The organism is Hoeflea sp. Naph1, from assembly GCF_046837775.1.
Classification (GTDB): domain Bacteria; phylum Pseudomonadota; class Alphaproteobacteria; order Rhizobiales; family Rhizobiaceae; genus Hoeflea.
In genome coordinates, this window is sequence record NZ_CP177286.1 from 2,445,396 (window position 1) to 2,472,045 (window position 26,650).

Genomic DNA, 26,650 nt, shown 5'->3' on the forward strand with positions numbered 1-26,650 from the left:
CCTCTGGCGATCGCCTGAAAACAAAAACCCCGCGGAGAGCAATCTCCGCGGGTTTTTTTGTTGGCTTCGAGGTTCCGGCGGTCCCGAGGGCTTCCACCCCGTTCACCGAGCGGCCAGAAGAATCAGTTTGCGCCGCCGCCCAGAATCGACCGAGCGACTGCGTTGCGGGTGCTTTCTTCGCTGCCGGCACCGCTGAGCACCTGGGCGAGGAACGATTTGTCGATCCCGCCGGTGGGCGTGGTGCGTGAGATCATGTCGAACACCTTGCCGTCCTGCAGCGTGTAGTTTGCGATCTGCTTGACCGTGCCGTCTTCGTCGAAATACACGGCCAGCACTGATTGCTCGACCAGTTGTGGCTTCAGGAACATCGCTGCGCGGGTGCGTTTTTGCGACACGTAGTAAAACACTTCATTGTCGAAGGTCGCCGTCGTTGATGGCGTCCCAAGCGACAGCAGCACCTGTTCACGGCTTGATCCAACCGGGGTAAGATCGAGCGCGGTCTGATCGACCACGTAGCCCTGATTGAATACTTCACTTGTCGTGCAGCCGGCCATCGCGGCCGTGGAGATGACTGCAATTGCAGCCCCGAGACGCAAACTCCGTCCGGTTGCCTTGAAAACTCTCATCTTGAACGACATCTCCCTTTGGCGCGCATGTAAGCTAGAGCCATTGCGTTTTGCGTTCCATTCGGTAAACCAGCTTCCGCATGGATGCAACACGCCTGTCCCTCGCGAGTGCAATGATATCCAACCGCCATTGAAGGCATTTTAATGATCTGGTCCCTGTTTAAGCGAAAAAAAGCCAACCAGGCTCTGGTGACGCAGCAATATGCGCTGATCACCCAGGCGGCCCGGTCGCCGGTCTTCTATGAGCATATGGGCGTACCCGACACGGTGATGGGGCGATTTGAAATGATTGCCGTTCACCTGATCCTCTATTTGCGCCGCACCGGCACGGCCGGAGTGGCCGCTCAAGGGATCGCGCAGGAAATCGTTGACGCATTCTTCGAGGATATAGATCATTCCATCCGTGAACTCGGCATTGGCGACATGGGTGTCCCCAAGCGGATGAAGAAGCTGGCGCGCATGTTCTATGGACGTGTCAAATCCTACGGGCAGGCGATTGAATCGGGTGATGAGGCCGTTCTGGCTGATGCGCTCGGGCGCAATATCCACCCCGATGATGCCGACGCAGCCAGATCGATGCAGCAATTGTCGCACTGGGTGATGCAAACGGCGCGGGCGCTTGAGCAAACCGACGAGGACACCCTCGCATCCGGTCGCCTTACTTATCCGCCGGCCACGGCAGAACGGGAATCCGATGACTGAACCAGACAATTCCGCATTCTCCTTCATGGTCAAGGTCGGCCATGTCTCGGCCAATCCGCTGACGGTGAAGATCTCGGCTGACGCGCACGATCTCAAGCTGTTGCAACAACAGTGGGACGTGATGGAAGTCCGTTCGTTCGATGCCGAGATCGCAATCGGCCGCTGGAAACGTGACGGCGTGCGCGCCAAGGGCCATATCCGTGCCGTCATTGTACAGCAATGCGTGGTGACGCTTGATCCGGTGGAGCAGCAGATCGACGAGGACATTGACACCGTCTTCCTGCCCGAAAATTCACGGCTGTTGAACCGGATGACTGACGGAAAGGGCGAGATGTTCCTCGATCCCGAAGGGCCGGACCTGCCTGAAACCTATAGTGGCGATTCGATTGACGTGGGCGCGGTTGTCGCCGAATTCGCCGCCCTGGCAATCGACCCATATCCGCGCAAGCCGGGCCAAGGCTACGCAGATCGAATTGAAAGTGATGTGACCACCGACAAAAAACCGTCACCTTTTGCTGTATTGCAGGGGCTGAAGCGGGATAATTGAGCCAGATAGCCATGTGTGCGGCGACAAAGCAGTTGTGCCTCGTGCGAAAACGAGTATTTTCTGCGCACATATCCGGTCGCTAGAGCCGGGGAAAAAGGACGGGGCGTGATCAGAGTTTCGGTCGATTTGATGGGGGGCGACCATGGCCCCGAAGTGGTCGTGCCCGGTGTCGCCAAGGCACTGGAGCGGCATCCCGATATTCACTTTACCCTGTTTGGTCTCGAGCCCGAATGCACGCCGATTTTGGCGAAATATCCGGCGCTTGCTCGGTCTTCGACCTTCGTCGCCTGTGAAGTTGCCGTTGGGATGGACGACAAGCCTAGCCAGGCATTGCGGCGCGGTCGGTACCGGTCGACCATGTGGCGGGCGATCGAGGCCGTAAAGACCGACGATGTGGATGTGTGTGTATCGGCTGGCAACACCGGCGCGCTGATGGCGATGTCGAAATTCTGCCTGCGCACCATGGCCAATATCGAACGCCCTGCCATTGCCGCCATCTGGCCAACCTTGCGTGGCGAAAGCATTGTGCTCGATGTCGGCGCGACCATTGGCGCCGACGCTCAGCAACTGATTGATTATGCAATGATGGGCGCAGCCATGGCCCGGGCGCTGTTCGAGATCGAAAAACCCACGGTTGGGCTGCTCAACATCGGCGTCGAGGAAATCAAGGGTCAGGACGAAGTCAAGGAAGCCGGACGGATGATCCGCGAGGCGGCGATGCCGAGCCTTGATTATTATGGCTTTGTCGAGGGCAACGACCTGGGCAAGGGAACGGTTGATGTGGTGGTGACCGAAGGGTTCGTCGGCAACATCGCATTGAAGACCGCTGAAGGCACGGCTCGCCAGATTGCCGAATATCTCCGCGCCGCAATGTCGCGGACATTGATGGCCCGGATCGGCTATGTTTTCGCCAAGGGCGCATTTAACCAGGTGCGCGAGAAATTGGACCCGGGCAAGGTCAATGGCGGCGTGTTCCTGGGGCTCAATGGCATTGTCATCAAAAGCCATGGCGGTGCCGATGCGGATGGTTTCGCCGCCGCTGTCGATGTCGGCTACGATATGGCCCGCAATGGATTGAAATCGAAAATCGAGCACGATCTCAACCTGTTTCACAAGCGTCGCTCGACCCTGGTTGTCCCAGCCACGGACAGTTCTTCAAATTAGGATGCCAGCATGATCCGTTCAGTCGTACGTGGTTTCGGGGCGCACCTGCCCGATCGCATAATGAAAAACAGTGACCTGGAAGGCGTCGTTGAAACCAGTGACGAATGGATCGTTCAACGCACGGGCATTCGCCAGCGTCATATTGCCGGCGAGCACGAAACCACCGCGTCTCTGGGCGAAATGGCAGCCCGTGCCGCTCTCGAACGCGCCGGCATGACCGCCGCTGATCTCGATCTGATCATTTGCGCCACCTCGACCCCCGACAACACCTTTCCCGCCACCGCCGTCAACATCCAGAACCGTCTGGGCATGCACCATGGCGCAGCTTTTGACCTGCAGGCTGTCTGCTCGGGCTTTGTCTTTGCGGTGGCCACTGCCGACAGCTATATCAAGTCCGGCCTTGCGCGCCGCGTTCTGGTGATCGGCGCGGAGACCTTCTCGCGGATACTGGACTGGAACGACAGGAGCACCTGCGTACTGTTCGGCGATGGCGCTGGCGCCATTATACTGGAAGCAGAGGAAGGCGAGGGCACAATCGCTGACCGCGGCGTGCTGTCGGCCCATCTGCGCTCCGATGGCGCCCATCGTGAAAAGCTCTATGTCGATGGCGGTCCCTCGACCACGGGCACCGTTGGTCATCTCAGAATGCAGGGCCGGGAAGTGTTCAAGCATGCCGTTGGCATGATTACCGACGTCATCGAAGCGGCCTATGAGGCAACCGGTCTTGGCTCGGAGGACATCGACTGGTTTGTGCCCCACCAGGCCAATAGACGCATCATCGATGCCTCGGCCAAGAAACTCGGGATTGCCGATAGCAAGGTCGTCGTTACCGTCGACAGGCATGGCAACACCTCGGCAGCGTCGATTCCGCTGGCACTGAATGAAGCGGCATCCGATGGCCGCATAAAGAAGGGCGATCTGGTGTTGCTGGAAGCCATGGGCGGAGGGTTTACGTGGGGATCTGTGCTGTTGCGCTGGTAAATCCCGGCTCTTTATCTGCAAGCGCAGGACAAGAGGTTGGACTGGGAACGGTCAAACAAGGGTAGAGGACTCGGGATCTCGAAACGGAAAATGCTGGCAGAGGCGGGAGTTGCTTGACCTTGCGCGGGATGATCCATAAACTCACAAAACTGCATTTACGGGCGGCGGGGATGCTGACCAGGCTGGTTGGAAAATATGAGTGGCAAAACGATCACCAGAGCTGACCTCGCTGAAGCGGTATTCCGCAAAGTGGGGCTTTCACGGACTGAATCCGCAGAACTCGTCGAAATGGTGTTGGAAGAAGTCTGTGGCGCCATTGTGCGCGGCGACAGTGTGAAGCTGTCCTCGTTTGCGACCTTTCAGGTCCGCGAGAAAAAGGAACGCATTGGCCGTAACCCCAAGACCGGCGAGGAAGTGCCCATCAGCCCGCGCCGGGTGATGACCTTCAAGGCGTCGAACGTGCTCAAGAACCGCGTGTTGAAGGGGCATCTGGCCCGCAAGGGCAAGCCCAAGCCGTAATCTGGTTTTTTTGCCTGCACCGTCGGCGTGACCGACGGCCTGCTTGATATTTTCGTCACAAACCGTTGGAATGGTGTTGGCTTCGAGCTTTGATGCTGCGATTCGCGGACATCATGGCCGCAACCGCATTGCGACGTCGCTGGCCAGGCGATAGGCCGTGCACCCATGCCGGGGCCAGCGCCCTACAGAACGGAGTGGCATAATGGACAAGAGCCCAGACGCGTTCCGGACCATTTCCGAGGTGGCCGACGACCTCGACTTGCCCCAGCATGTGCTCAGGTTCTGGGAGACCCGGTTTACGCAGATCAAGCCGATGAAGCGTGGCGGTGGCCGTCGCTACTATCGGCCTGACGATGTCGATCTGCTCAAGGGGATCCGTACTCTTCTGTACGATCAGGGCTACACCATCAAGGGTGTGCAGAAGCTGCTTAAGCAGAACGGCAACAAGTTTGTTATCGCCATCGGCGTAGGTGACATGGATGCTGTCGAGGCGTTGTCGGCGAGCATGGCCGAGGAAAACAAGCCTGCTGTCCGCGCTCCTGTTGCGGAGGATGACCAATTGGTCGGCAAGGCGCGGTTACCCTCAACCCGTCGCTTCTTCGGGCTTGGTGGCGATGCCGGAAAGGCCGAGGACGAGGCCGGAGATACTGCCGGAACCGGAATATCACGGGAGGATCGCGCCTTGTTGCAGGAAGCGCTTTACGATCTTCTGGAATGCAAGCGCTTGCTCGACCAGGTTCGCTGAGCCCGCTTGTCTTGAAGGCGCAGATGGGGTTGAGCAGGCATCGAATTGAGCAGAGCTCCGGGCAGCAGGCTTTGGTTCACTTCAATTGAGCGCTGTATCGCGGACGGTTCTGGCTTCGGCCAGCGCCTCTTCGAGATAGACTTCGACCTCAATCAGGCTTTTTTCCCGAGCCAGCGCAAGCGCCATGTCGAGTTGCATGATGACCATGGCAAGCCGGTCTTGCTCGTCCTGGCTAGCCAGGCTCACAACTTCAACAATAAGGGGGGAGGTTCTACGCGGACTCATGTACGTGCGGTGAACCCCTCGAAATAGGACAGCAGGTCTTCGCGGGAAAACTGCTTCTCGATCTCCTCGGGCGTCATCGTATCGGGCCCGAACCAGGGGTAACTGCGCTCGTCAAAACTGTCGGTGAGGAAATCGATGAATTCCTTGTGACGGGCGCTCTTGGCGACCTCGGGATGGGTCGCGAGCCATATTTCCACACGGAAATCAAACCCGAGATCAACATGCTCGACATCGCCGCCGATGGCGCGCGCGTAATTTGGCATCAGCCCGATTCCGGCGCCCTTGGCGACGGCCCAGTAATGGGCGGACGAGAAATTGGTCTTCATCCGAACCATGCGGTCAGCGATCTGTGGTCCGAAGATCTTGTCGAGCTCATAGCCGCGCAGCTGATCGGTCTGTTGTTCGACGACGCGGTGATTGACCATGTCGGCAACATTCTTGGGTCGTCCGAATTTTTCCAGATAGCTGTTGCTGGCAAACGGCTTGAGGTGCAGGTAGCCCAGCTGCTTGATTTGCAGTTCGGGGCGGTCCGGCTTTTCGAGCTGAACCGAAATGTCGGCCTCCATGCGCAACACATCGACCGACCGCATCGCACATTGCAGTTCGATCCGGTTTTTCGCACCGGTGGCGTTCATGTGTTCGACGATGCGCGGCGTCAGCCAGAAGCTGCCGAGCCCCTCGGTGATGGCCAGCCGTATCGGTCCGTTGGCCTCGCGCTCGGCCACGCCGGCGACGCGCCACATGTCCGATACCGAGTTTTCGACATCGCGGGCAGCCATGACCACCCGTCGGCCCGCATCCGTCAGCCTGACGCCATCGGTGTCGCGCAGCAACAATGGATAGGTGAGCTGGTCTTCAAGGCGCGAAATTGTCCGTCGTGCCGTGTTGACAGACATGCCAAGTTCGTCCGCAGCCTTGCGAAAACTGCACAATCTGGCGACGGCCAGAAAAACCCGGATGCTGTTCCAATCGGCGTTGCGCCATTGGTGTTCCATGGGTGGAACTCTCTGTAACAATATTTGCCAAAGTCAAAACTCTGCGACCCGGTTACATTCCCCTGAGCCTAGGGGGGCGAAGATTATGCCTGCCACACCACAAAATAGATTTTTACCTGCGAATGCAAGCAAATTGACGTCGGAAGTGGCGGCAGAAGCCGAACGCATGAGCCGCGCTGCGGCCTTGCTGACCGTGACCAATAGGCTTGAGCGAAACGACGTGGCGTGGCTGGTTGAGGCTGCCGGAAAGGTGATCGGGCGCTTGGCCACGCCGGAGACGGTGATCCGTGCCAGCGCCGCCCTGTTCAGAAAAGAAGGCTACCGGCGTATCTATGGCCATGTCCGCGAGGTTTCTATCCATTTCTGGCAGAATTTCGCGTTCAAGCTCAGGGAAAACGGCGCCCGGTATGCCTTTTCCGACCAGGTCTTTGTCGAAATGATCGACAAGATCGAGCCCTCCTATACAGCGCGTTCACGTTCGGAGGATCCCTCATTGCTGATCCGTCCCGATGGCGCATGGCACAAGCACGCCCCGCATGAAGCGTCGGCGGCACGTCAACCGATGCACCAGGTTTCAAGGCTGTGAGGAGCACTGACATGGAATCAAACGATGCCGGCGCCTATGCCTGGATCATCCGCACCCTGGTGACATGCCGGGACGAGGCAGAGCGTCTCAAACTGGGTGAGTTGAGTCACCTGATCAACATGGCGGTGCTGCAAACAGCGCTCAATTGGGAGGGTAAAGAGCCTTCAAATTGCAGTGAGACAAATCTCGATTCGCTGTTGCGCCTGAAAATGAAACTCGCGTTCTCAGAACGGACAGACAATGTCGTCCTTCTGAACTCGAAAACCGCCGGGGAAGCCTAACGACCAGCGGTTTGCCGGGTGGGCGCTTGGGTTGACGCCACCGTTCGCGGCGCGCCCGCCCGGTTTTTTTCTTGATAGCGACACCGAGCCCGACGAACTTGGTGTCGCTGCCCGGTCATGCCTGGGTTCCGGTCTCTGGTGGCGGAACGATCGCACGGGTGGCCATCGGAATATCTGCCTTGAAGACGCTGAGGTTGCCGCTGGTCTCGAGGTAGGCTTCGCTGATCTGTCCGAGATCGGATATCCCCGACATTCTCAACTGCTCATAGATCTCAGCTTCTCCGATGCCGCGATCGCGGGCGTTGTGGTCAAGCAGCCGGCCATCCTTGACGACCAGTATGGGGACACCGTCAATCTTCCGCTGGACAGACGATGATCTCAGGATCAGGAAATCAAGCCCCTTGTTGATCAGCACCACCACGGTGATGGCGGTAAGGGCGTGCAGGATCGGCACGTCGGGATAGAAGAACGGATCTCCAACCGCTGATCCCAGAGCGATCACCAGAATGAATTCGACGACCGAGAGCTGCGCGATGCTGCGCCCACCAACCCATCTGACCAGCAGGAACGTGTAGCCGTAAATCAGCACCGTTCGAACGACGATCTCCAGAAAGAATAGCGGTGGCTGATCGCCGATAAACATTCGCGTCAGATCGAAAGGCGTGATCGGAGAGTCCATGGCAACCTCGGTGCAAATTGGTGCAGGCCGCATTGCAATGGCAAGCCTGCTGACTGCCGATAACGCGCGAGGATCCGGTTTTGTTGCAGCGTGCGTCCGGCAAAAATGAGGTTGTGCGGGGCAGGGCAGAAATGTCGCATGGGCCTTAGAAGCCGATGTCTGTCATCGGAGCGTCACCAGAGCGCAGTTTGCCTGTTTTTATCCCGCTCTGGTCATTTTGGCCTTGCCCGCCAAACCTTGATGATCTAAGCCCTGTCTCCAGTCGGAGCGTAGCGCAGCCCGGTAGCGCACTTGTCTGGGGGACAAGGGGTCGTGGGTTCGAATCCCGCCGCTCCGACCAATAAATTCAATAAGATAGTCGCTTTCTGGGAAGTGGCTATTTTTTTTATAGCCACACTGTAGCCAATCGCAGGCATTTGCCCGTAATCGCACACCGGCCCGCTACAAAAGCGGACCGGTGCCGTTGGTATGCGTCTCCGGTGGTGCGCTTGCCGGTTTGGTGTTCCGGTTCGCGATTGGTACCCTCCGCGTGTGGTGAACAGAGGGGAGCGCTTATGCGCTCTGACGTGACGGGCCGTTTCTCTGTGGTGGCGAGGCCCGCCGCGCCGTGTTCGTTTTAGCTTGTTGCGCCAGCGCCTTTCGTGTTTCGACGAACACAAGATGGCGCCAAATCACCGCTCAGTCAACACTAAGTTATTGTATTTCTTGACAAATTTGTAGAAATTTGTCAAACTTCATCATTGAGATCAAAGCGATAAACGCCCGAATTATTTTCGGTTGGTGCAGGATCAGAACCCTTTTTCACCGTTTCCGCCACCGATCCAGCGCCGGCGAGTGTCCGTCACCGCCCGTTGAAACTTGGCTGACCGATATGGAACCGACGACACCGCACTTGCTGCATCGGAATCGCCTGCCAACGAAAACCTGATCCTGCGGATATCTTGTAAGATCGAGATCCCGGTGGGCGCCACACGGCGCGCAGTGCGCGATAATCTGATAGCCGTGCCGCAGCGCGCCACCGAATGTCGACAAGTTTATCGATTGGTTTTCGGGCACGGTGTTTTATCCAAATCAAAGGCCCCGCTAAGGGTGTTGCTGATTCAGGCCGTGACGGCAAGACGTACTCGATGACAATTACAGCCCAGAGCGGGCACTCAGGACGGCTCCAGCGAATACCCGAGGGAGCCCTCTTTGACTGATGCGGCGTTCATCATAAATGGCAGCAATGTGCGGGAAGTGAGCTTTGCAGAATTTCGGTTTCCACACAAAGGCGCGGTCCTTTCCGATCAGGGGCAGCACTACAAATCACCTAACGCGAACATCGATCAAAGGCGCATCATTGCGCAGTAATGGAAGTTCCTAGGTGACCTAAAACATGACCTAAAGATTGATTTCGTTGTCTTGCACTGCGGTGGTCCGTAAGGAGGCCGGCTCGCTTCAGCTTGATTTCGATGGCCTGCTTCGAAGCACCAAATTGCTCCGACAATTCAGCCAACATTCCATTATAGGGAAGGTAGTTACAAGGCTGATCGTCGACAAAAATATAACCAAAGGCTCTGCCGTACGTCTCGAACTTACTCCTTAGTGCAGTTAATGCGTCTCGAAATTGGGCCTCAGGCAAGAGCAACATTGAAGCGAAGAGATTGGCTTGATACTCGAGTCGCTCGTAGTTGAAGGCTTTGTCTGTTTCCACCTCATCATAGAGGTCTTGCTCTACAATTGACTCCGAACGCAGGTATTTATCGTGCCGTAGAATAAAGTGACCAATTTCATGGGCAACTGTGAACCTCTCCCTGTGTCGGTTTCCATGCTTATGGATTTCTATCGATTTCCTGGTGAAATTTGCGGAGCCTAGAATAATATTGCCATCTGCGTCTTGCAGCGCTCGTTCTGAATATGACAAATTCAGATTTAATGCTCTACAGAGTTTCTCGACATCAACTTCACCACAGCCATAATTAACAAGGGCCAACGCGTTTTGAGCGGCATCTTGGATTTTGGAATCTGATAGGAATGCTACTGAATTCGATTTTTGATCAGCATTCTCAACTCGTTCATGGGTGGAACCTAATTCAATACTACGCAGCATGTGACCAAATGAACTGAAATAGCGGCCGTTAATGCAAGCAGCGAACATGAGCGTCTTTGGTTTTCGGTTGTCGGCAAAAATCTGGGTTTGTATAAAACGGTTTTCTACCCATGATCCAACTGCCCGCTCCGCAATCATGTCAATTCCATTTTCGTCAAACTTTACAATCCCGATCCCTCTATTCTTGGCAACGCTCTCAGCCCCGGTTTGCAACCTGGATGAAATGACCAAAAGGGGCTTGGCAGCTTGCCCAAAGACGCTGTTGACTTGGTCAGAGAAAACTCTGACATTTTTATCCTCGATTGGTCTCTGGTGGTTCTTGCATTCGAAGACCAAATACGAGTGCGGGACGGCGTCCACTTGCCGACGGACCTCGACGACAACATCAAAATTAACATCCGCTCCACGATCTCTACAGTGATAATTCGGCTTTTTCCGAACCGTGCAGCAATTTGCGTAATAAATACCAAAGACCGCTTGATCGCTTGCGACTTGCTCAAGCAGGTAATTATAAAGCTCGTCTTCTAGCCTATTGCCCTTCTCGGTCGTGCTCATGGCTTGCCCTTCGGCTTTTGCGACTGGTGAAGATAAACATCCATTTCGCCCACGTATGCAAGATAGTGTGCCGTTTTCCTTCAGTGAAGGTCTCCTTCCCGCCCGAATAGGCCGCCCCACATCGTTAAGGCGTCATAGCCCCGCCAATTCCATCGTCTCCCCAATCACCCGCCGCAGCCCGGCATCATCCGACCCGCCGTCGATTTTCTCGTGGTAGGCAACTGCGGCCGCGGTAACGGCCTGACGATCATCGTAGTCCAAGCCGACAGATGTCAGGCTCATTCCATTGTTCTGTACGTGCCGCGTGAATGGCATGCCGATCCGGTAGCCATCACCATCACGCGCGAACAGTGCGGCCCGAACCGTGACGCCACGAATCCTGAAATTGAATGATGCGATACCGGCGCCGTCATGATTGAGCGGCTGCCAGCGTGTGATTTCGATTTGGTTCTGTGTGTTCATGATCCAACTCCTTTGGCCGTCACCCACTCTGATTTGACGACTCGCCGCAGCCCCGCATCGTCAGGTTCTTCTTGCGGCTCGTTGCTGCTCATCATTCCCGCATAGGCGGCAAGCGCCACCGACTGGAATTTGGCATAGTCTTCGTGTTCCCTAAATTTCACGAGCTTGCCGCCGGCCCGTGAGCGGGGGATAGATGCGGCAAGCGTGCCGTCATCGTGTTCGAAGATGGCGCAGTCGGAGATGCGAAGCGGTCCGATGTTGATTGAAAAGGTGGCGACGACTGGACTTCCGCCGCCTGGCTTCCGTTCGATCAGTTCCATTGTTGAAATTTTGATATCAAGCATTTTCAGTTCCTTTGGCCGGTGGCCCATTCGGATTTCACAATGCGCGGCCGCGCCGGCACTTGTGGTTCGGATTTTAATTCGCTTTCGCGTCTGTCCCAATTCAGGTTGAGAACCTTGTAGGCTGCGGTTGCGTATACAACGCAGTCGAGCGCCTCATGGCGGCGGCCCGATACCGGCACGAACTCACGTATCGGCACGCCCTTTTTGTAGCGAACCGTCATGCGTTCGCCCGTAAGCTGTTCGAACCAGTCAAGATCCAAGTCATTCGAGAAATTGAAGTGCTGGCCGGTCTTCAGTCGGTCGAACAATGCTGTTTTCAGCCCGTCGACGCCGACGATCCACAATGTTCCTTTCTTCTGTTTGCTGGCCGTGATTGCGGGCCGACTTCCGCCGACACCTTTGATGGCCATGATGCGGCGCCTGGCACGCGGGAACGCGAACTCATACACGGCGTCCATTGTCGTGCCGTCGCCGGCATCAATGCACGCCGCATCAACGCCAATGGTGCCGCCAAACGGGTGGCGCCAGCGGGTGCGCATCAATTCGTCAAGTTCGGTCCAGGTGCCTCCATCGTCCCACCGGCCCCAGATGACGCTGTGGCCTAGGACGTGCGCAACGCCGTGGCGATCCCAACCGATAAACGTGATTTCGATGCGGTCGTGCTGCACGTCACAGCCGGCGGTGATCGCCAGAACAGACTCGGGAATCGCTTCAAGGCCGAACGGCTGCCGGCTGTCGAACAACGTCACCTCATCCAGTTCCTCACCACCGTCGCCAGTGCCTTCCGCGAGGATGGTGTTAATGAATGTCCGCAGGTCTTCGGGGTCTTTCTTCGCCTGCAGGAATTCAGCGGCAAGTTTGCCCCATGCCACGTTCTCGAGTGGACTGATTAGCGCGTTGATCTGGAAGCCGGCATGTCCTTTGACCTCCGGCGCAGTAGCGCGCCAACGCCCCGCGGCTAGCATTCCAAGCTTATGCTTTTCATCAATCACAGAACCGCAACACGGGGCACAATAATATGCCTCAGACGGCTTGCCTTCCGGCCATTGGATGTCTTTCCACATGATCACGTTGTGCGTGCCGCATTCCGGGCAAGGCACTTCGAAAATCCGTTTGTCTGATTGTTCGTAAGAGCGCAGCACGTTCGACGTGACGGCATCGACAGGCGTGCTGCCCATGACGATCTTTCGATCCGGAAACGACAGCGTGCGCTTTTCGGCAAGCAGGATGGGCGAACCTTCCGCACCGGGCGGCATCGCGTCGGCTTCATCGATAAACAAGACGCGTACATTGTGTCGGCGAAGATTGCGCGGTGATTTCGACGCAACAATCTTGAGCGAACCGCCAGGGAACCGCCGCGAGAGCATGGTGTCGCGCGCGCCTTCCGCGCTGTCACCGGCAAGCAACCCGGCAAGCGCCGGACTGGCCGCGAAAATTGGCTCGATGTCTGACACCAGATAGTCGCGGCAATCGTCGTCGGTTGGCAGCACGGCAAGGATGGGTGCCGGGTCGTTGGCGATGAAAGACGCGATCGCGCTCGTCAGTAGTGTCGTGAAACCCACGCGCACCGGCTTAACCAGGGTGACGCGCTCAATCGCCGGATCCGAAATGGCGTCTGCGATTTCCTTTTGATACTCATAAAGGCTGACGCGGCCGGGCAATGCCGACACTGTTTCGGGCAGCCTGATTTCCTTCTCAATCCACTTTGATAGCCTCATCCGTGGTGGCGGCTTCGCCGCTTTCAGCGCCTGGTGGCGCATCTGATTCATCATTGGATAGCGCCTCCAGGGCGTCTCGGATCTCGCGATCGATAATTTCGATTTCGGCTGTGCCGAAGGTGCTTGCCCGGCGCCGGCAACGAGACGGAACGGCGAGCATTGCGCTGCGGACCGTCCCGATAATTCCTTGCCATTCCCGAACGACATCCGCGGCCCGCACCATTTCGGCGCGGGTTGTTGCGTTCTTCAGCGCGTGACCATCGGCTTGTTCAGCGGCCAGGCGGGCGCGCTCTTTGTCGAGGTCTAAGGCTACGGCAGCGCCGGCTGCTTTGCCGCTGGCCGCGGCGAGCATGGCTTGAACGGTAGCTGGCGCGTCGTATTGGCCGCGGCCGGTTTTGACCACCAGTCCATCGGCGTGCAGTTGCCCCAAACGGCGCTCAGTCACGCCCAACAAAAGAGCAAGCTCCGCTGGCTTCATGTTCATCGGAACAGTCCTTTCGGTAAGAAACGCTATAGGAATTTATTCAGCGGGTGAGGTTCTGGGGTTACATGCCCGCAAGGCCGCCGAGCCGGGATAGTACCTTTTGACCTGTCAGCTGCAGGCATGAGGGGCGGCCATGAATTTGCAGAGCCAGCCCCAGCGATGCTCAGGCGAGAGATACGGACAGCCTATAAGCGATCTTGGTCGCGATAGAGTTGGGCGTTGTCGCATCGGCACTTACGGCCCAAAGCATGACATTCACTGGGATTCCAATTGACGACCGCTTTGCGCCCCCAATTTGGCACAAGGCTGCAAACCTCAACAGATTTTTTGTGAGACACACAGAAAGAGTTGGCATAAGCAGTATGTATTACTGATTTAGCGCATCTTATGATTGCGACCCGCTGAAAGAAAACGAAGCCTGCTGCTAAACAAAGCTGCGCCCTAGCGCTTGCCGATAGTTGAGGGAGAGAGAAGTGACATCCAAAAAGGACGAAGGCGGCAAATCCGCCATTTTCGGCAGCGTTCTCACCCAATTGGACTCCTTGAAGCGAACCAAGAGCAAACTTGAGAATCCATTTACGAAGCTCGGCGGGATTACGCATCCGACGAGTTGGTATGACTTATGTGTCCCGAACATCATGTGGGCAAGCCTGATCACTCAAGCGCTTCCTCGTGAGGATTATCTCCAGCTCTTTCGCGGCGTCGTACAGGCGGCGGTGGAAAAGGTTGAGAAGCGCACTGAATTGTTTGTAACCCATAACTTCTTGGCAGTTGCAACACCAGAAGAGTTTGATGCGATGATGACGCCAGTGATCGCAGACCCCCGCCTAAAAGAGGTTATGGGCGCGTTGCTGGCTGTGGAGTGGTTTCCAGATAAGGCCCATTGGTCGCGGCATTTTGAACCCATCGAAAAGTCAGTTGCCTACCTTCGAATGATCGAGGCCGTCGGGCATGTCCATCCACATCAATCAGAGTCTGCCACAGACTTGCGGTGGTTCAAATGGCTCTACTTTCTCGTCGCTCGTGATCAGCTGCGGTTCCCCGAGAAATTCAAGGAACGAATAGATCAAATGGTGAATTTTCCGCACGAGGGCGATCTCAAGACCGTGCGGCCATCAATCCGTTCGCAGGAAATAATGACTCGCATGGTAGAGTTTCAAGAGGGAGACGCACCGAAGCATTGGCCTCAAGACAGGCCAAGGATGGCCGAATTTAAAAGCGAAGTTTTTTGGAACGAGGTGTTTCACAATTCGAAGTGCCTCGTTGTCAGCGATGTACCACGTGGCGAGCCTGCTGCGGACAAGTTTATTGATGACCTACACGGCATTACGCACCGCATCTCTCTACATTTCATGCAAACCATCACAACAACTTATTCTGACCCGCGCCATGAAGGTTCGTTCGGGCTTGTTCTGTATGGGCTGAACATAGCCCTATCGTCGGCGCAGTCTCCTAGTCACAGTCTGGCAGAAGGGAGGGTGATACTTCGGACGATCGTCGAACTCTTTATTACACTTCACTACCTCGCGAAGGAAGATGCGCCGACGCTCTGGCAGCAGTATCGTAGCTATGGAATTGGCCAGACAAAACTCGCCTTGCTGAAAAATTTGCGTACAGAGGACGTGCCCGAATTCCTCAGCGTGGATGAACTGGAATTCCTCGCTAACGAGGATCGATGGCTCGAGTTCGAAGATATCGAATTGGGAAACTGGGCAAATAAGAATCTTCGCAAGATGTCCGAAGCGAGCGGAGTTAAGGATGTGTACGACAAATTCTATGACTGGTCTTCAGGCTTTGTACATGGCCAGTGGGGTTGTGTCCGCGGAACTGCTTTTACCACATGCTTAAACCCCCTGCACCGTTTCCATCGGGTGCCTGCGGAACCACTTCAAGGAATGGCTTCCGTAATGCCGGATATATGCCGACTTCTGAACCGCATGATCGATGATCTGAGCGGCCTTTATCCCCCTTTTAAACCTCGCCTCACGGCGCACAAAGCGGTTGCGGAGGAGGCCAAACAGGAGGGAAAACTGGTCGAAACAGATTTTGCCTCCGATTTGTAATCGATGAAGAATATCTGGCCCCCTGCCGACGCGTCCAGTGCCTCCATTTCAAGCGAGACTTTCCTACGAAGAGGATGCTGGTTCGCCCCAGTGTCCAAGCATGGCGCGAAATGCGATAATGCTGCCTTCGCCCCCATACCCGCCATCCATTCCGGTGCCACAAATGTCCGGTTCCCGCCCATTCTCGACAAGCCGTGTCGATCCTGGTAGCGGCATTTTAGCTCAATTTGCCCCTGAATGAAGGAGCGATCATTGCGCCCTAAAACCCGCCACCACTACCAATGGGCTTAAAGCTCGTTCAGTTCCGCGACCAGGATCGATGAAAATCGATCGGAAACCGATTTCACTTCCCACCACGGCGTGCCGTCGCGGTCGTTCGCGCGAACTCTTGTTTTTTCGGTCGGCGTGTTCGGTATGAACAAATCAGGATATGCCGCGCGTTCGATGACGAGGGCGGCGTTACCGGCCGACACCCTCGTGATCACCCCGGCGCCGAGAGAAATTGTTCCTTCCGGCGCCGGATTGTGAATCACGGCCATAATGTCTTGCAACGGGCGATGCGGATCGGTTACGCCGTTTTTCATGAACGACAGCCGAACCGATTCTGAAAAGGCGCGCAACACGATCGCGTCAGTCGCCGCCTCTATTGCGCGCCAATCCATCTTTACGCGCCGATTTCGGCTGTGACCTGCGCGGACGAAGACAGCGAGAACGGCTGCGTCAGCAGCACAGTGCCTGACGCCGAAGGGTTCGCGGTTACGGCCAGATTGACGCCGATCAGCTTGTTGCCGGCTGCGACGCTGGTAGCCAGGCCGGTTGAGTTGTCGCGATAGATCGCCAACCCGACTGTGGCCCATGCCTGCGCGGATGTTTTTGCAAGCTCGAAAACGCCTGTGGTCTTGACGTTGACTCTTGCGCTGGACAGGGCGTCCCCGGTGGCAATGCCGATCAGGCCGCCAACGGCGACGATGTCACCCGACGATACGTTAGCGGGTGCGGTGACTTCGACGATGTCGCCGGTCTGTACAAAGTTTTTCATTGATTAGAATCCATCTTGGAATGAGGGGAGAAAGCGGCGCGGCTTCGTGCCGGACGCCGTTGCGATTTCGCGGTCAATCGCCGCAATTGCTGCGGCCATTTCGGTGTCTGATTTGTATTCGACTTCTCTGCGCGTGCCGCCCGAGTTAAAGACCGTGCGGAGCGTGCCGGTGGAGCGGGCCGCGACTAGCGCGGCCCTCATCGTTTGAAGTTCGAGAACCGTTGCCATTTAGGCGCCGGCGTTCTTGTAACCGCCGCGGAAGTCGATGGCGCCGACAGCAAAATCAAGGCTGGCGGCAACCTTGACGGCCTGGGTGTCGAAATCGCGTTCCGAACGAACCTGCGGCCCTTCGCTACCGCCGACGAATCCGTACACAACGGTGGGCGCTGCTGAAGGTGCTGCAAACAAATACCAGGCGTTGCCGGTGATGTTCGCATCCACAACGAGGGTTGCAAAGCCCGACCACACATTCACGTCCGTCGCCTTCGTCGCATTGATAGATGCGAGGATCTGGCGCGCCGCCGTCTCGTAGGTAGGGCCGACAACCAGGAAGGCCGGCTGCAGATTGAGCACCATCCCATCCAAGCTTTTCTGTGCGCGCAAGGCGGCAACCGCGGCGCCAATGCTTGCGGCGTCGATGGCCGTACCGGATCCGGCAAGGTTCGCGTGGTCAGTGTGGAACAACGCCTTGCTATCGGACAGTGCCGCGTTGGTGGCGAGCACCTGATAGGCCATTCGATTTTCATCATTGGCGGCGCGGATGGCGATGCCGCTGGAGAAGTCCGAAAGCGCGGACAGATCATCATTGATCAAGGCGCGCCGGCCGATGGCGATGCCGGTGCCATATTCCTTGGCAGTGACCTTTTCGGCGTTCTCTGAGATCGTGCCGTAAGTGACCTCACCGGACTCATTGATTTCCGAGAACGCCGGCACATCACCGACGCGCAGGAACGAATGCTCCTTGAAATCCGTAAACGGCTTGCGGGCACACCACTGTCTATACGATGGCGCGGCGACTTCGTACTGGCTCAAAAGGGCTTTGTTCGCGGCGTCGGCCAGGAGCAGCGGGAAGTCGCTGGTCGAATGCGCGCCAACCGCACGCTGAAGCAAGGCGTCCTTATCACGAAGGTTGACGCGCTCGCCGCGGCTAATCGCCATGTCGCCAACCAGGTCGAGAACGCTATGGCCACGGTACTCGGTTGCCCGGCCTTCAAGCTTGCGGGTTGCCGGCGCAATGCGGTGCGCAAGCGCATCGGCCATTGCGCTGCGGATCTGGTCAGGGTCGGTGTGGTCGACGCCGATCGTGATGTTGCTTGGTGCGGTGGTTGAGCGCGTCTTCATCGCGTCGATGGCTGCAGCGCGTGCCACGTCAACGGTTGCCTCGGCGTCGATTTGGGTGTCGATCCAGGCTGCGTCCAAGTTGGTTGCTTTGGCGATGGAACGAATTTCGGCGTTAATTTCTGCTCGTGTCATTTTAGGCCCTTCGGGTGTGGTAGGTTTGGAGCGAATGCCGGCTGCCGCGTCGGCCGGAACCGACACGAGACTGCACTCGAGGATGTGGAATTTTCGAGCCGTCAGCGTTCGCTTTCCGCCCGTCGTAGCTTCGGACCATTGGCCCACATCGTAGCCAATGCTGGCCGCGAATTTTCTGGATTCCGAAAGTTCGGCGGCGATCCGCTTTGCCTTCTCGGAATGCTTAGACAACTTGGCTGTGCCGATGATCTCGGCGCCTTCAAGTCGAATGTTGGTAACGTCGCCGATATTGTCATCGAGCGAGCCGGAACGATGTGAATCCAGCAACGGGATTGTCTCGGGCCATGTTGCGCCGGCCAGATCCAAGACTTCGACAAAGCCACCACGTTCGACGGCAGCGCCGGTAGATAGTACGATATCGAACGTAAGTTCTTCAGCGTTCCAGGTGGACGCGCGCAGAGGCGCAGCACGCTTTTGCGTGCCGTTGGGCAGGTTCATATTGTCACCTAAAGTTATGCCGCGGCTTGCGCCGCTGGCTGGTTGTCGTTAGCCGCGGGCGGCGTTGTTGAGAACGTCAGGCCCAGGCCGGCCGCACGGGCATTATCGGCCGCTATCTCCTGGTCAAGCTGTTCGATGTCGATCCCGCGGGCAGCAACAGCTTCGCGCCTGGACATCAAGCCGGCCGCAACAGCTTCGATCTCTGCCCTTACGTCCTTGGCTGGATCCACCCAATGGACCTTCGGGGTGATCCATGACACAGGCAAAGCGTCGGCGACAGTCGCGTCGACGCGGCCAGACAGAACCTCAAGTGTTGCCCACCGGCGCCACACTGGCCGCAAGAACTGGAAGGCCAAAAGGCTGTGCTGCAGAGCCTCGACACGGCGCCGAAACTCGACCATGCCCGCGCGGATGCTGCTGTAGTTCACGTCCGACAGATCACCGGAAAGCAGATAATCGGGCAGGCCCAGACCGACAGCAATTTCGCGTTCCGTGATGTCGGCGAAATCGATGACTTCCGCGCCGATTTTGGCTGGATCCGAAAAACGAATATCCTCGCCGGGCTGCAAATATTGAAGCGTGCCGGGTTCGAAACCGCCGACAACCGACGAGCCAGTTTGATCGCCTTCCATCGGTGACGCCGTGCCATCCGCGGACGTGATGAAGCCGGCGAGCATCGCAGCCATCCGCTGCCGCACCATCTGCGCGTCCCGCCATCCGTCCAGATCGTTCAAGCGAACAATCACGGGCGCGAACCACGAAATACCCCGGACCTGGCCCGGTACTTCGCGACGGAATACGTGCATCACTTCGCTTGCCGGGTAGCGGGTCCGCTGCCGCAACGATGCGTAGTCCATACTGGCTGGACGATCGAAAACGTGAAACGCAACCCGCTTTCCGCTGGCGTCGTGCTCTACGCCCTGGACAACAACATTGCCGTTTGTGAGGTTAGCGGTATAGCTGGCGTCAAGCTGCTCGGCTTCCACGACGCGGATGCTAATCCGGTCGCCGTCCTGTACGAAAATCGCGACCGCCTCGCCGTCGATCACGACACGCCGGACAATCAATGCTTGCATGCCGTAAAAGTCCGTCAGCCCATCGGCGTCGGCCTCGTCAGTCCAGTTTTCGAAGGCATCATTGAGGATACCCCGCAACGGTGCGCCGGCCTTTGCCTGGCCTTTGACGCCGGTTCCGACAAGCGCCGATACCCACGCTTCGACGCCGGATGCTGCCAGCGGGTTGTTGGCTGCCAGATACCGCGCACGGGCCGCAAGGGTGCCGCGTGATGCGGCGATCGACTGGAGCGGGTGATGCATGGTCCGCATCGCCGAACCGCGCCGACCGCCTTGTGCAGCCTGGTACGAGCGCGTGCCGGAAAGTAGTTTTCTGAGCCGCTCAAACATGAGACGTTCCGAAGAACTTGGTTGCCCATCCTCGAACCGCCGTCCAGCAAAGCCACGCCGGCACGGTCAAGCTTGCGTCGTCATCAAACACCACCCATTCGCCATTGCAGGCGACAGGCCGCGGGCAGCCGTTTTCTGTGGTGAAAGCGAACGCGGCCGCGACGACATCGGCATTGATCCGAACATGACGGCTACGCAATTTCGCCAGCAGCGACAGCGCGAAAATGTCGTGGCACGAATAACGGGTGCGATTGCCGCTCATGTCGCCGACTTCGATTCCGGATGCGCGCGCCAATGTTAGCCAAAAGCTCACCGTTGAAATCGGCACGTCGAGAAACTTGGATACTTCGCTGAGATTGAATGCAGTGTCCGTCCACCATGTAGGCACGACGAAACAACCGCCAGAAGGCGGTGAAGGGTGGGGCATGACAGCCTCCTACTTGTTAGTTGTTGAAAGGTACGGGCTAAAAAAAAGCCGCACCCTCGAAGGGTACGGTTGCCAATTGGTGCCCCCGACCGCGGCAAGACGATCGGCGGCGATTTTCCCGGAAGGAACTAAAAACACCAGGAAACTTTGAAACTACGCCGGGATCGCGTTGCCGCGCTCGACCGGTTCGACCAGCGGAGACAAGGTTTCCGCCGATTGCTGAATTTGATTTTGTGGGAGTGGGGGAACGTACCCCTCAATCTAACCAAGGCTGACGCCGGTTGATGCATGCATCCCTTCACTCACACAGGGAGTGAAAACGTAAAAAGCGGCATTCCGGCTGAATATTTTTTGGGGCCGTTGCGCAACCCCCTCATATATATACCGAACGGGAAAGGTGTTTTGGCCTGTTTTCGCGGAAAAAAGTTGCGATTTTCCGCGAAAAAATTGCTCATTATCTAAATGTGTTGCATATATGCAACAAATTAGGCGATTTCAGGTGGTTTTGATGTATTCCAACCCCTTCACCAGTATAGGTGACAACTTCGCGGAAAGTGCCAGATTGGCAGGATTATTTTCTTACCCGCTGCCATCACTGTCTTGCGTCAAGATTCATAATGTGCATAATAGCTGCCCCGCCGCCACAGCGGCCCGTCAGCGGGTGTTAGCTTGCCGGACGGGGATTGTGCCACCAAGGGACGGGAATCGTGCAGACGGGCCGCTGTGGGGATTTGTGGCCAGCCGCGCGGGCTTCCTCGAATTGTTCCGGATTGGCTGCTGCCCACATGGCTGCGGCTTGCTCTGCCGGGTGAATGTTCTCTTCCAACTTGGAAGAGTAAACCCATTTGCCGAAACCTTTGTCGTCCTCGGGATGAAACAACGCCCGCCCTTCATTCAGCGCAGCGCCGTATGCAAGCCAGCCGCTTTGCGTCGGAGACGTATCGCTCATTTACGCCAACCGCCTTGCCGGCCTTCTCGCGGGCTTTTCCGTTGTCGTTATCCTGTGGAATTTTTTCCGGAACGGTAGCGTTTTGTTTAAGAGCAGCAACCTGCCTGTGTCCCCCGAAGGTGGAATTTTTTCCACCTTCGATGTGTTGCGGGTTAGGTTTGCCGGTGGTGCCGGCGGCTGTGGGGACTGGTTGCACTAACGTAAATAGGGTTAGCAGCGAAAAAAGTCCGGTCTTTTTTAATGCGGCCTGCACTACACAGGCACGATAAGGTAGGGCTCGATTGCCAGGCTGATCTTGTCGCCTTGCTGAATCTCGACAACGTAGGCCGGCGCGCCATCCGCATCATTGGTGACGCCGATCACGCGCACAGTCTCAATAATACGATTTAGATTTGTGCCATCGGCTTCGAAGCGTTCCCGGCGTGCTGTGTGTGGTTTCAGAATTGCAAACATTTTTCATTCTTTCATTCTCCTCTGGTTTCTACTTGTTTGTGGGTTTGAAGTCCGGGGGGCGGTTCCAACCGACCAACCCGGTGTTCCAACCGGACGGGGGTTATAGGGGGTTGGAAGGTACCCCCGGTTGGTACCCGTTGGTAGGCGGTTGGTAGGGCGGTTGGAACTCAGTCGGAAACGGCCATAATAAGCCTCTGTCGTTGCTTTGACGGCGGCCCCTCGAACTCGATCTTGATCTCACCGGCCTCAAGAAGCCGTCGCATCGCCGCCTCCAACTCGCGTTTCGGTACGCCGTCCGCACCTTTCATTGTCGACATCACGGCTGGCGCAAAGGTCGAACTTTTCGCCGTTGATACGCGTTGGCCGCTTTCATTGATTGTCTTCAAAAGTTCCTTGAAGATGCGCTCGGCCCGCGCCTCTAGGAGCATGTTAGCAGGGCTTGGCTTGCCGTCGTCCAGAATGAAAGCGCCATCTTTCCACATTAGCTTTATCTCATCGCCCGTCTTGCCGTAGTTCGCCTTCATCGTTTTCAGGACGCGCGCATCGGGGTCGGCCCCATCGCCGGTGGGCTTTGTCAGGTACAAGCGGCTGCGCACCGAATTATTCCATGCGGTGCTGCCTGACGAACCGCTGCCCGATCGCATGCCGTCAAGCGACGGGTGCGCCAGCAAAAGCACGGCACAATCGGCCTGGAGCGCAAGCGCTCGCAGCATGCCGATGAATTGGCGCACTTGGCCGCGCTTGATCTCGTCGCCACCGAACATATCTGCGGCCGTATCGAGCACCACGAACCGAGGGGCAAATTCGCCGATACCGGCCACCAGTGATCTGAATAGAGGAGTCGGTTCGAGGTTGCCGGCCTTGTTTGGAACGGCTAGCAGCGCGTCTCTGTCGGCCAGACTGACGACACGTAGGTCAGCAAGGTCGGAAAGCGAACCGCCAAGCGCCACGGCAATATCCGCAAGGCGCCGATGAAATTCATCTTCATCGTCTTCCGCGCCGATGTAGATGCAGCGCCCCTGGACCGGTTCGAGTCCGCATGTTGAAACCCCCATTGCAGACGCCACCGTAAACTGCAAACCCATCAGCGACTTACCGACGCCACCATCACCATTCAGGATTGTTACCTGGCGAGCCGGAATTAGCCCTTTTATAAGCCATTCGCGGATTGGAATCGGTAAGCCAACAAGTTCGACCGGGTTAATGAGAGGTAGCAGGGTGTTGTCGTTCGCCGCGGCCGGTTTTGATGGTTGTGGTGATGGTGGCGGTGCGGCTGGTTCTTCCGCGTCGGGATTATTTCGTTCCCACTTTGCAATTGCCGCCTTTACGATCGCCAGCCCAGCGTCGGAATATTCTTCAAATTCATCCTCAATACGCCACGGCGTTTCGCGCCGCGGCAACGTCTTTGGGTCTTTCCATTTAAACGGCGTGGCGGTCAGTGCGGCCGCAGTCATTGCGCGGACTCCAGCGCATCGACGGCCAGGGCGGTGAGCCGTTCAGACATCTCCCGCGAAAAAGTCGCCGTCCTGCGCGTTCCGGCCTGCGGTGCTGCGACATAGTGGGAACCATCGACTTTTCGGAAAACGCGGATTCCACACAGGCGGACATCCTCGTTCAATTCAACATCAATGAATGCGACGCAGTTTTTCCGCCCTGGATCGGCAATCCGGCGGCAGTATAGAAGTTTCATTTCAATTTTCCTTTCGGCGCAACAAAGCGCGCCGCCGACAGGTTGCCGGCGGTTGGTTGGTGGTGGTTGTGGTGGTGTGGTTGGTTGGGCGGGTTAGGCGGCCTGGCGCTGCCGACGACTATCTTCTGCTATTTCCCGCATTTGCAGGACGGCTTCACTGATCGCTTCTGTTACGTCCCGGCACCCTGCATCTTCTGCGAGTTTGATTGCCTCTGTTCCAATTAGGATAGCGCGCTCAATCCCAAGTCCCTTACGCGCCTCGCGAAAATACAGGTGATAAAACGCGCTGCAGTAGTTCTTCAGGTGCCCGCCGTCAAAAAGGCTTTTCGCTACAGTCTGTTCGTAGTGCATAACTTCTCCTTCGCCGGACGCGCCGGACGCTCGTTTGTTGATGTGGTTGGTGGTGTGGTGTTGTGGTTCCCTATGGGAACGGCTTATTAGGCGGCCCTGTCAACGAGACGCTCGGGGTCTATTAGAACAAGCAAAAGCTCCTTCAATACCTCGTCGGCTGACTCAGGAAACCATCGAAAGCCAAGATCACCGAGTAACCGCCCGCGGATCTCGGCGAATTCATCCTTGTCCATTTCATCAGAAATTTGTTCGTATCGCTCCGCAAGATCCACGTCGGTTATGGATTCCTTTGCAAGTTTACGAATGAAGGCAGACGCAGCAGCGTTTCGGGGGGGCAATAGGGGATGCCCGGATTTCAGTGCGCACAACTCGGCTTCGCTGTTAACCCTCCAAGGCGGGGAAAGATGCGGATCGCCGCAATAACCGGCACGCCGGTTCAATTCGTCAGATAGAATGTTCGCCATCGGTTCGTTATCAATAACAGCTATGAATGTCTCGCTCATGCCGCTACCTCGCGATCGGCGATGCCATTGTCATTGGCGGGTTTCAGCTTCTTTGATGCCACCCAGGCGTCAAGGTCGTCGGTGCTGTAGATCACCGTCGAACCGAGTTTCGCATAGACCGGCCCGCCGCCGTAGCAGCGCAGCTTATCAAGTAGGGATTTCGAGACCTGCAGATATTCTGCAGCGGGTCGTGTTCGTAAGTTTGCCATTAACGTATCTCCTTGTTTGACGTTACACACAGAAAGATAGGTGGAACTTACAATTGAGATTAGGCAGACAAATACTATTTAATTGCGGGAAGCTTCCTCGGCTTCCTCTACGGCTTGATCGTACAATGCAACAGCCTTTCTGATGTGGGTTTCTGAGTAGCCGTAGCGCATCGCCAGTTCGTGCATCACATCTTCATAGCGCTGGCCGTCATCACGCATGGAGTGGAAGTCTGGGCCGATTTCGAGCCAGTGCCGGGGCAGGGCGGTCTTGCGGCCCCGTTTCGCTTTTGGCCTCTTGATCATTAATGCCGCAAGTCGCTGCACAACTTTGTCGGCACGCCCTTCAGATAGGATTGCAGCTATTAAGGTTTTAGCATCCTCAGTTCGGCCTTCGGAGATCGCGGCTTGAATGGGGATGGCTTGAAGGCTGAATGTCTCAGGGAGTTTTGCCATCACTTGCCCCCAATCGACGTTGCAATCTGATTTGCAATCAAGTCTGCAGCACGCCGCGCCGGTTCATCCGCTATGTGCGCATACCGTTGGGTCGTTTTCGCGTCCGCATGCCCCAGTAGCTTGCCAATAACCGGCAAGCCCAACCCGGACCACGCACCGACGCTTGCAAAGGAATGGCGCAGGTCATGGATGCGCAACCCTTCCAATCCGGCCTGCTTGCAGATCGCCGTCCATGGTCGCTTCAAATCGGCGCGGGGTTTTTCGTCTGGTGTTCCGGCGCTATCGCCCGCGACGACATAAACTCCGACACGCGGCATTTCGCGCATTACCGCAACGGCAGCAGCAGATAGGATCACAGCCTTTCGGCCCGTTTTTGAATCGGGCAGATAGGCGACACCACGATCAAGATTGACCTCCGACCACCGCAAGTGAAGGATTTCGCGCAACCGGCAACCGGTGAGCATTATGAGTCTGATCGCACCGGTGACGGAAGGGTGCATGACGGATCGCTGACCTTTCGGTGCATGCTTTGCGCTCGTGACTTTCGCCTCAAAGCCAACGGTCTCCGCTTCCCGCATCGCTTCGCCAAGCCGTGCCATTTCCGCTTCCGTCAAAAACCGCTCACGGGCCTCCTCGTTGTTCAGATCGATGCCGTGCGCCGGGTTGACCCCAATAGGCACAAGTTCATTCTTGGCTCCCCAGACATAGGCGGCGGCAAGTAAGCTGATTGCCCGGTTGGCAGAGACTCTTGCGGTCTTCGACATCTGTGTATGTGCTCGCTGCACCTCTACTCGCGTCAAGGATGACGCCTTGCTTGATCCGATGTGCGGTCCAATGTGTTTGGACAGCATGACTCTGTAAAAATCAGCCGATGACTTTTTCTTCTTTGTGGCGACGTACTCATTGATATAGGCCGCCACCAACTCATTGACGGTCAAGGATGCCCGCTCAACGGCTCGATCCGTTGCTAGGTCTTTACCCAAAGCGGCGTTAGCGATCGCCCGCCGCGCCGCCTCCCGCGCCTCGTTGGCCTTTAATGTGCCAACGCGGCCGAGCTTGATGCGCTTCTTTGTTCCACCCGCGACGGGCCGATATTCAGCGAAGAACGTGCCAGTGCCGCCTGGTGTGCGGTAGAATCCGAAGCCGGTTAGGTCGCTGTCGAAATAGAATGTGGTTCGGTTCGGAATTGCCGATTCCATGATCTCGGAAACCGACGTTTGCGTGATTTTCACCTGCGCCATAAACCAACCCCAATCGAAAAAATAGCCACAATGTAGCCAACATTTAAGAGGGTGTAGGTAAAATTACAAGTGGGCGATGGTTAGATAGCATTGTAAATGTTGAAGTAAATGGGATACATGCAACGTCATATATAGC

32 protein-coding genes and 1 tRNA gene are annotated in these 26,650 nt (G+C 56.7%); 10 read left to right on the forward strand and 23 right to left on the reverse strand.

Translation table 11 applies throughout. The annotated features are described in order from the left end of the window. Positions 1 to 122: 122 nt before the first annotated feature. The gene (locus ACK6D9_RS11555; protein ID WP_322989112.1) at positions 123 to 638 is read right to left on the reverse strand and encodes an outer membrane protein assembly factor BamE; all 516 of its coding nucleotides are present in this window, start codon (positions 636 to 638) and stop codon (positions 123 to 125) included. A gap of 132 nt (positions 639 to 770) precedes the next feature. Here ACK6D9_RS11555 and ACK6D9_RS11560 point away from each other — a divergent pair, with 132 nt between their 5' ends. The 6 genes from ACK6D9_RS11560 to ACK6D9_RS11585 all read left to right on the forward strand — a co-directional run bounded on the left by ACK6D9_RS11560 (position 771) and on the right by ACK6D9_RS11585 (position 5,284). Then, a complete protein-coding gene (locus ACK6D9_RS11560; protein ID WP_322989113.1) occupies positions 771 to 1,328 on the forward strand; it encodes a ubiquinol-cytochrome C chaperone family protein in 558 nt (185 codons plus the stop codon). Continuing rightward, complete coding sequence (locus tag ACK6D9_RS11565) at positions 1,321 to 1,875, forward strand: DUF177 domain-containing protein (RefSeq protein WP_322989114.1); 555 nt, start codon at positions 1,321 to 1,323, stop codon at positions 1,873 to 1,875. Before ACK6D9_RS11560 ends, ACK6D9_RS11565 begins: the two co-directional genes overlap by 8 nt. A 105-nt stretch (positions 1,876 to 1,980) precedes the next feature. Continuing rightward, positions 1,981 to 3,039 (forward strand): phosphate acyltransferase PlsX, encoded by a 1,059-nt coding sequence (gene plsX / locus ACK6D9_RS11570; protein WP_412048632.1) that lies wholly within the window; start codon positions 1,981 to 1,983, stop codon positions 3,037 to 3,039. A 9-nt stretch (positions 3,040 to 3,048) separates the two neighbouring features. Further along, positions 3,049 to 4,020, forward strand: coding sequence for a beta-ketoacyl-ACP synthase III (locus ACK6D9_RS11575; protein WP_412048633.1), 972 nt, complete (start codon positions 3,049 to 3,051; stop codon positions 4,018 to 4,020). A 195-nt stretch (positions 4,021 to 4,215) separates the two neighbouring features. Next, positions 4,216 to 4,539: an integration host factor subunit alpha gene (locus ACK6D9_RS11580; protein ID WP_322989117.1), complete on the forward strand. Its 324-nt coding sequence runs from the start codon at positions 4,216 to 4,218 to the stop codon at positions 4,537 to 4,539. A 202-nt stretch (positions 4,540 to 4,741) separates the two neighbouring features. Continuing rightward, positions 4,742 to 5,284, forward strand: coding sequence for a MerR family transcriptional regulator (locus tag ACK6D9_RS11585; protein WP_322989118.1), 543 nt, complete (start codon positions 4,742 to 4,744; stop codon positions 5,282 to 5,284). An 81-nt stretch (positions 5,285 to 5,365) separates the two neighbouring features. On the opposite strand, the gene ACK6D9_RS11590 is transcribed toward ACK6D9_RS11585, so the two are convergent. Together ACK6D9_RS11590 and ACK6D9_RS11595 are read right to left on the reverse strand one after the other, a co-directional pair. After that, positions 5,366 to 5,569, reverse strand: a complete 204-nt coding sequence (locus ACK6D9_RS11590) for a hypothetical protein (RefSeq protein ID WP_412048634.1) — start codon at positions 5,567 to 5,569, stop codon at positions 5,366 to 5,368. Next, the gene (locus tag ACK6D9_RS11595; protein ID WP_412048635.1) at positions 5,566 to 6,564 is read right to left on the reverse strand and encodes a LysR family transcriptional regulator; all 999 of its coding nucleotides are present in this window, start codon (positions 6,562 to 6,564) and stop codon (positions 5,566 to 5,568) included. The genes ACK6D9_RS11590 and ACK6D9_RS11595 overlap by 4 nt, the downstream gene beginning before the upstream one ends. A gap of 133 nt (positions 6,565 to 6,697) precedes the next feature. On the opposite strand from ACK6D9_RS11595, the gene ACK6D9_RS11600 reads away from it, so the two are divergent. Together ACK6D9_RS11600 and ACK6D9_RS11605 are read left to right on the forward strand one after the other, a co-directional pair. Further along, the gene (locus tag ACK6D9_RS11600; RefSeq protein ID WP_412048636.1) at positions 6,698 to 7,150 is read left to right on the forward strand and encodes a hypothetical protein; all 453 of its coding nucleotides are present in this window, start codon (positions 6,698 to 6,700) and stop codon (positions 7,148 to 7,150) included. An 11-nt stretch (positions 7,151 to 7,161) separates the two neighbouring features. Then, on the forward strand, positions 7,162 to 7,431 hold the full coding sequence (locus ACK6D9_RS11605; protein ID WP_322989122.1) for a hypothetical protein: 270 nt from the start codon (positions 7,162 to 7,164) through the stop codon (positions 7,429 to 7,431). Positions 7,432 to 7,546: 115 nt separating this feature from the next. Here ACK6D9_RS11605 and ACK6D9_RS11610 read toward each other — a convergent pair whose 3' ends face one another. After that, positions 7,547 to 8,110, reverse strand: a complete 564-nt coding sequence (locus ACK6D9_RS11610) for a DUF421 domain-containing protein (protein ID WP_412048637.1) — start codon at positions 8,108 to 8,110, stop codon at positions 7,547 to 7,549. Between the two features lie 263 nt (positions 8,111 to 8,373). On the opposite strand from ACK6D9_RS11610, the gene ACK6D9_RS11615 reads away from it, so the two are divergent. Further along, positions 8,374 to 8,450, forward strand: a tRNA-Pro gene (locus ACK6D9_RS11615). Between the two features lie 996 nt (positions 8,451 to 9,446). Here ACK6D9_RS11615 and ACK6D9_RS11620 read toward each other — a convergent pair. The 5 genes from ACK6D9_RS11620 to ACK6D9_RS11640 form a co-directional block, all read right to left on the reverse strand. Next, a complete protein-coding gene (locus ACK6D9_RS11620; protein ID WP_412048638.1) occupies positions 9,447 to 10,754 on the reverse strand; it encodes an ImmA/IrrE family metallo-endopeptidase in 1,308 nt (435 codons plus the stop codon). 132 nt (positions 10,755 to 10,886) lie between these two features. Then, on the reverse strand, positions 10,887 to 11,216 hold the full coding sequence (locus tag ACK6D9_RS11625; protein ID WP_412048639.1) for a hypothetical protein: 330 nt from the start codon (positions 11,214 to 11,216) through the stop codon (positions 10,887 to 10,889). Then, positions 11,213 to 11,560, reverse strand: a complete 348-nt coding sequence (locus ACK6D9_RS11630) for a hypothetical protein (protein ID WP_412048640.1) — start codon at positions 11,558 to 11,560, stop codon at positions 11,213 to 11,215. The genes ACK6D9_RS11625 and ACK6D9_RS11630 overlap by 4 nt, the downstream gene beginning before the upstream one ends. A 2-nt stretch (positions 11,561 to 11,562) precedes the next feature. Next, on the reverse strand, positions 11,563 to 13,332 hold the full coding sequence (locus tag ACK6D9_RS11635) for a phage terminase large subunit family protein (RefSeq protein WP_412048641.1): 1,770 nt from the start codon (positions 13,330 to 13,332) through the stop codon (positions 11,563 to 11,565). Next, complete coding sequence (locus tag ACK6D9_RS11640) at positions 13,256 to 13,762, reverse strand: hypothetical protein (RefSeq protein WP_412048642.1); 507 nt, start codon at positions 13,760 to 13,762, stop codon at positions 13,256 to 13,258. Before ACK6D9_RS11640 ends, ACK6D9_RS11635 begins: the two co-directional genes overlap by 77 nt. 473 nt (positions 13,763 to 14,235) lie before the next feature. On the opposite strand from ACK6D9_RS11640, the gene ACK6D9_RS11645 reads away from it, so the two are divergent. Then, on the forward strand, positions 14,236 to 15,825 hold the full coding sequence (locus ACK6D9_RS11645; RefSeq protein WP_412048643.1) for a DUF5677 domain-containing protein: 1,590 nt from the start codon (positions 14,236 to 14,238) through the stop codon (positions 15,823 to 15,825). Positions 15,826 to 16,112: 287 nt separating this feature from the next. Here the strand turns inward: ACK6D9_RS11645 and ACK6D9_RS11650 are convergent, their stop codons facing one another. The 14 genes from ACK6D9_RS11650 to ACK6D9_RS11715 form a co-directional block, all read right to left on the reverse strand. Continuing rightward, entirely contained in the window at positions 16,113 to 16,487 is a 375-nt protein-coding gene (locus ACK6D9_RS11650) for a hypothetical protein (protein WP_412048644.1), read from the reverse strand. Positions 16,488 to 16,489: 2 nt separating this feature from the next. Beyond that, positions 16,490 to 16,864: a DUF2190 family protein gene (locus ACK6D9_RS11655; protein ID WP_412048645.1), complete on the reverse strand. Its 375-nt coding sequence runs from the start codon at positions 16,862 to 16,864 to the stop codon at positions 16,490 to 16,492. A gap of 3 nt (positions 16,865 to 16,867) precedes the next feature. Beyond that, positions 16,868 to 17,092, reverse strand: a complete 225-nt coding sequence (locus ACK6D9_RS11660; protein WP_412048646.1) for a phage head-tail joining protein — start codon at positions 17,090 to 17,092, stop codon at positions 16,868 to 16,870. Beyond that, entirely contained in the window at positions 17,093 to 18,835 is a 1,743-nt protein-coding gene (locus ACK6D9_RS11665; protein ID WP_412048647.1) for a prohead protease/major capsid protein fusion protein, read from the reverse strand. It abuts the gene before it with no gap. A 14-nt stretch (positions 18,836 to 18,849) separates the two neighbouring features. Then, positions 18,850 to 20,238, reverse strand: coding sequence for a phage portal protein (locus ACK6D9_RS11670; RefSeq protein WP_412048648.1), 1,389 nt, complete (start codon positions 20,236 to 20,238; stop codon positions 18,850 to 18,852). Continuing rightward, positions 20,231 to 20,533 (reverse strand): hypothetical protein, encoded by a 303-nt coding sequence (locus ACK6D9_RS11675; RefSeq protein WP_412048649.1) that lies wholly within the window; start codon positions 20,531 to 20,533, stop codon positions 20,231 to 20,233. The genes ACK6D9_RS11670 and ACK6D9_RS11675 overlap by 8 nt, the downstream gene beginning before the upstream one ends. 1,022 nt (positions 20,534 to 21,555) lie before the next feature. Further along, positions 21,556 to 21,867: a hypothetical protein gene (locus ACK6D9_RS11680; RefSeq protein WP_412048650.1), complete on the reverse strand. Its 312-nt coding sequence runs from the start codon at positions 21,865 to 21,867 to the stop codon at positions 21,556 to 21,558. Next, entirely contained in the window at positions 21,867 to 22,067 is a 201-nt protein-coding gene (locus ACK6D9_RS11685; RefSeq protein ID WP_412048651.1) for a hypothetical protein, read from the reverse strand. Before ACK6D9_RS11685 ends, ACK6D9_RS11680 begins: the two co-directional genes overlap by 1 nt. A 167-nt stretch (positions 22,068 to 22,234) precedes the next feature. Next, entirely contained in the window at positions 22,235 to 23,521 is a 1,287-nt protein-coding gene (locus ACK6D9_RS11690; RefSeq protein WP_412048652.1) for an AAA family ATPase, read from the reverse strand. 329 nt (positions 23,522 to 23,850) lie between these two features. Then, positions 23,851 to 24,108, reverse strand: coding sequence for a hypothetical protein (locus ACK6D9_RS11695; RefSeq protein ID WP_412048653.1), 258 nt, complete (start codon positions 24,106 to 24,108; stop codon positions 23,851 to 23,853). An 86-nt stretch (positions 24,109 to 24,194) separates the two neighbouring features. Further along, entirely contained in the window at positions 24,195 to 24,611 is a 417-nt protein-coding gene (locus ACK6D9_RS11700) for a hypothetical protein (RefSeq protein WP_412048654.1), read from the reverse strand. After that, the gene (locus ACK6D9_RS11705) at positions 24,608 to 24,820 is read right to left on the reverse strand and encodes a helix-turn-helix transcriptional regulator (protein WP_412048655.1); all 213 of its coding nucleotides are present in this window, start codon (positions 24,818 to 24,820) and stop codon (positions 24,608 to 24,610) included. Before ACK6D9_RS11705 ends, ACK6D9_RS11700 begins: the two co-directional genes overlap by 4 nt. A 78-nt stretch (positions 24,821 to 24,898) precedes the next feature. Further along, a complete protein-coding gene (locus ACK6D9_RS11710) occupies positions 24,899 to 25,273 on the reverse strand; it encodes a hypothetical protein (RefSeq protein WP_412048656.1) in 375 nt (124 codons plus the stop codon). Further along, positions 25,273 to 26,514, reverse strand: coding sequence for a tyrosine-type recombinase/integrase (locus ACK6D9_RS11715; protein WP_412048657.1), 1,242 nt, complete (start codon positions 26,512 to 26,514; stop codon positions 25,273 to 25,275). Before ACK6D9_RS11715 ends, ACK6D9_RS11710 begins: the two co-directional genes overlap by 1 nt. Positions 26,515 to 26,650 lie beyond the last annotated feature (136 nt).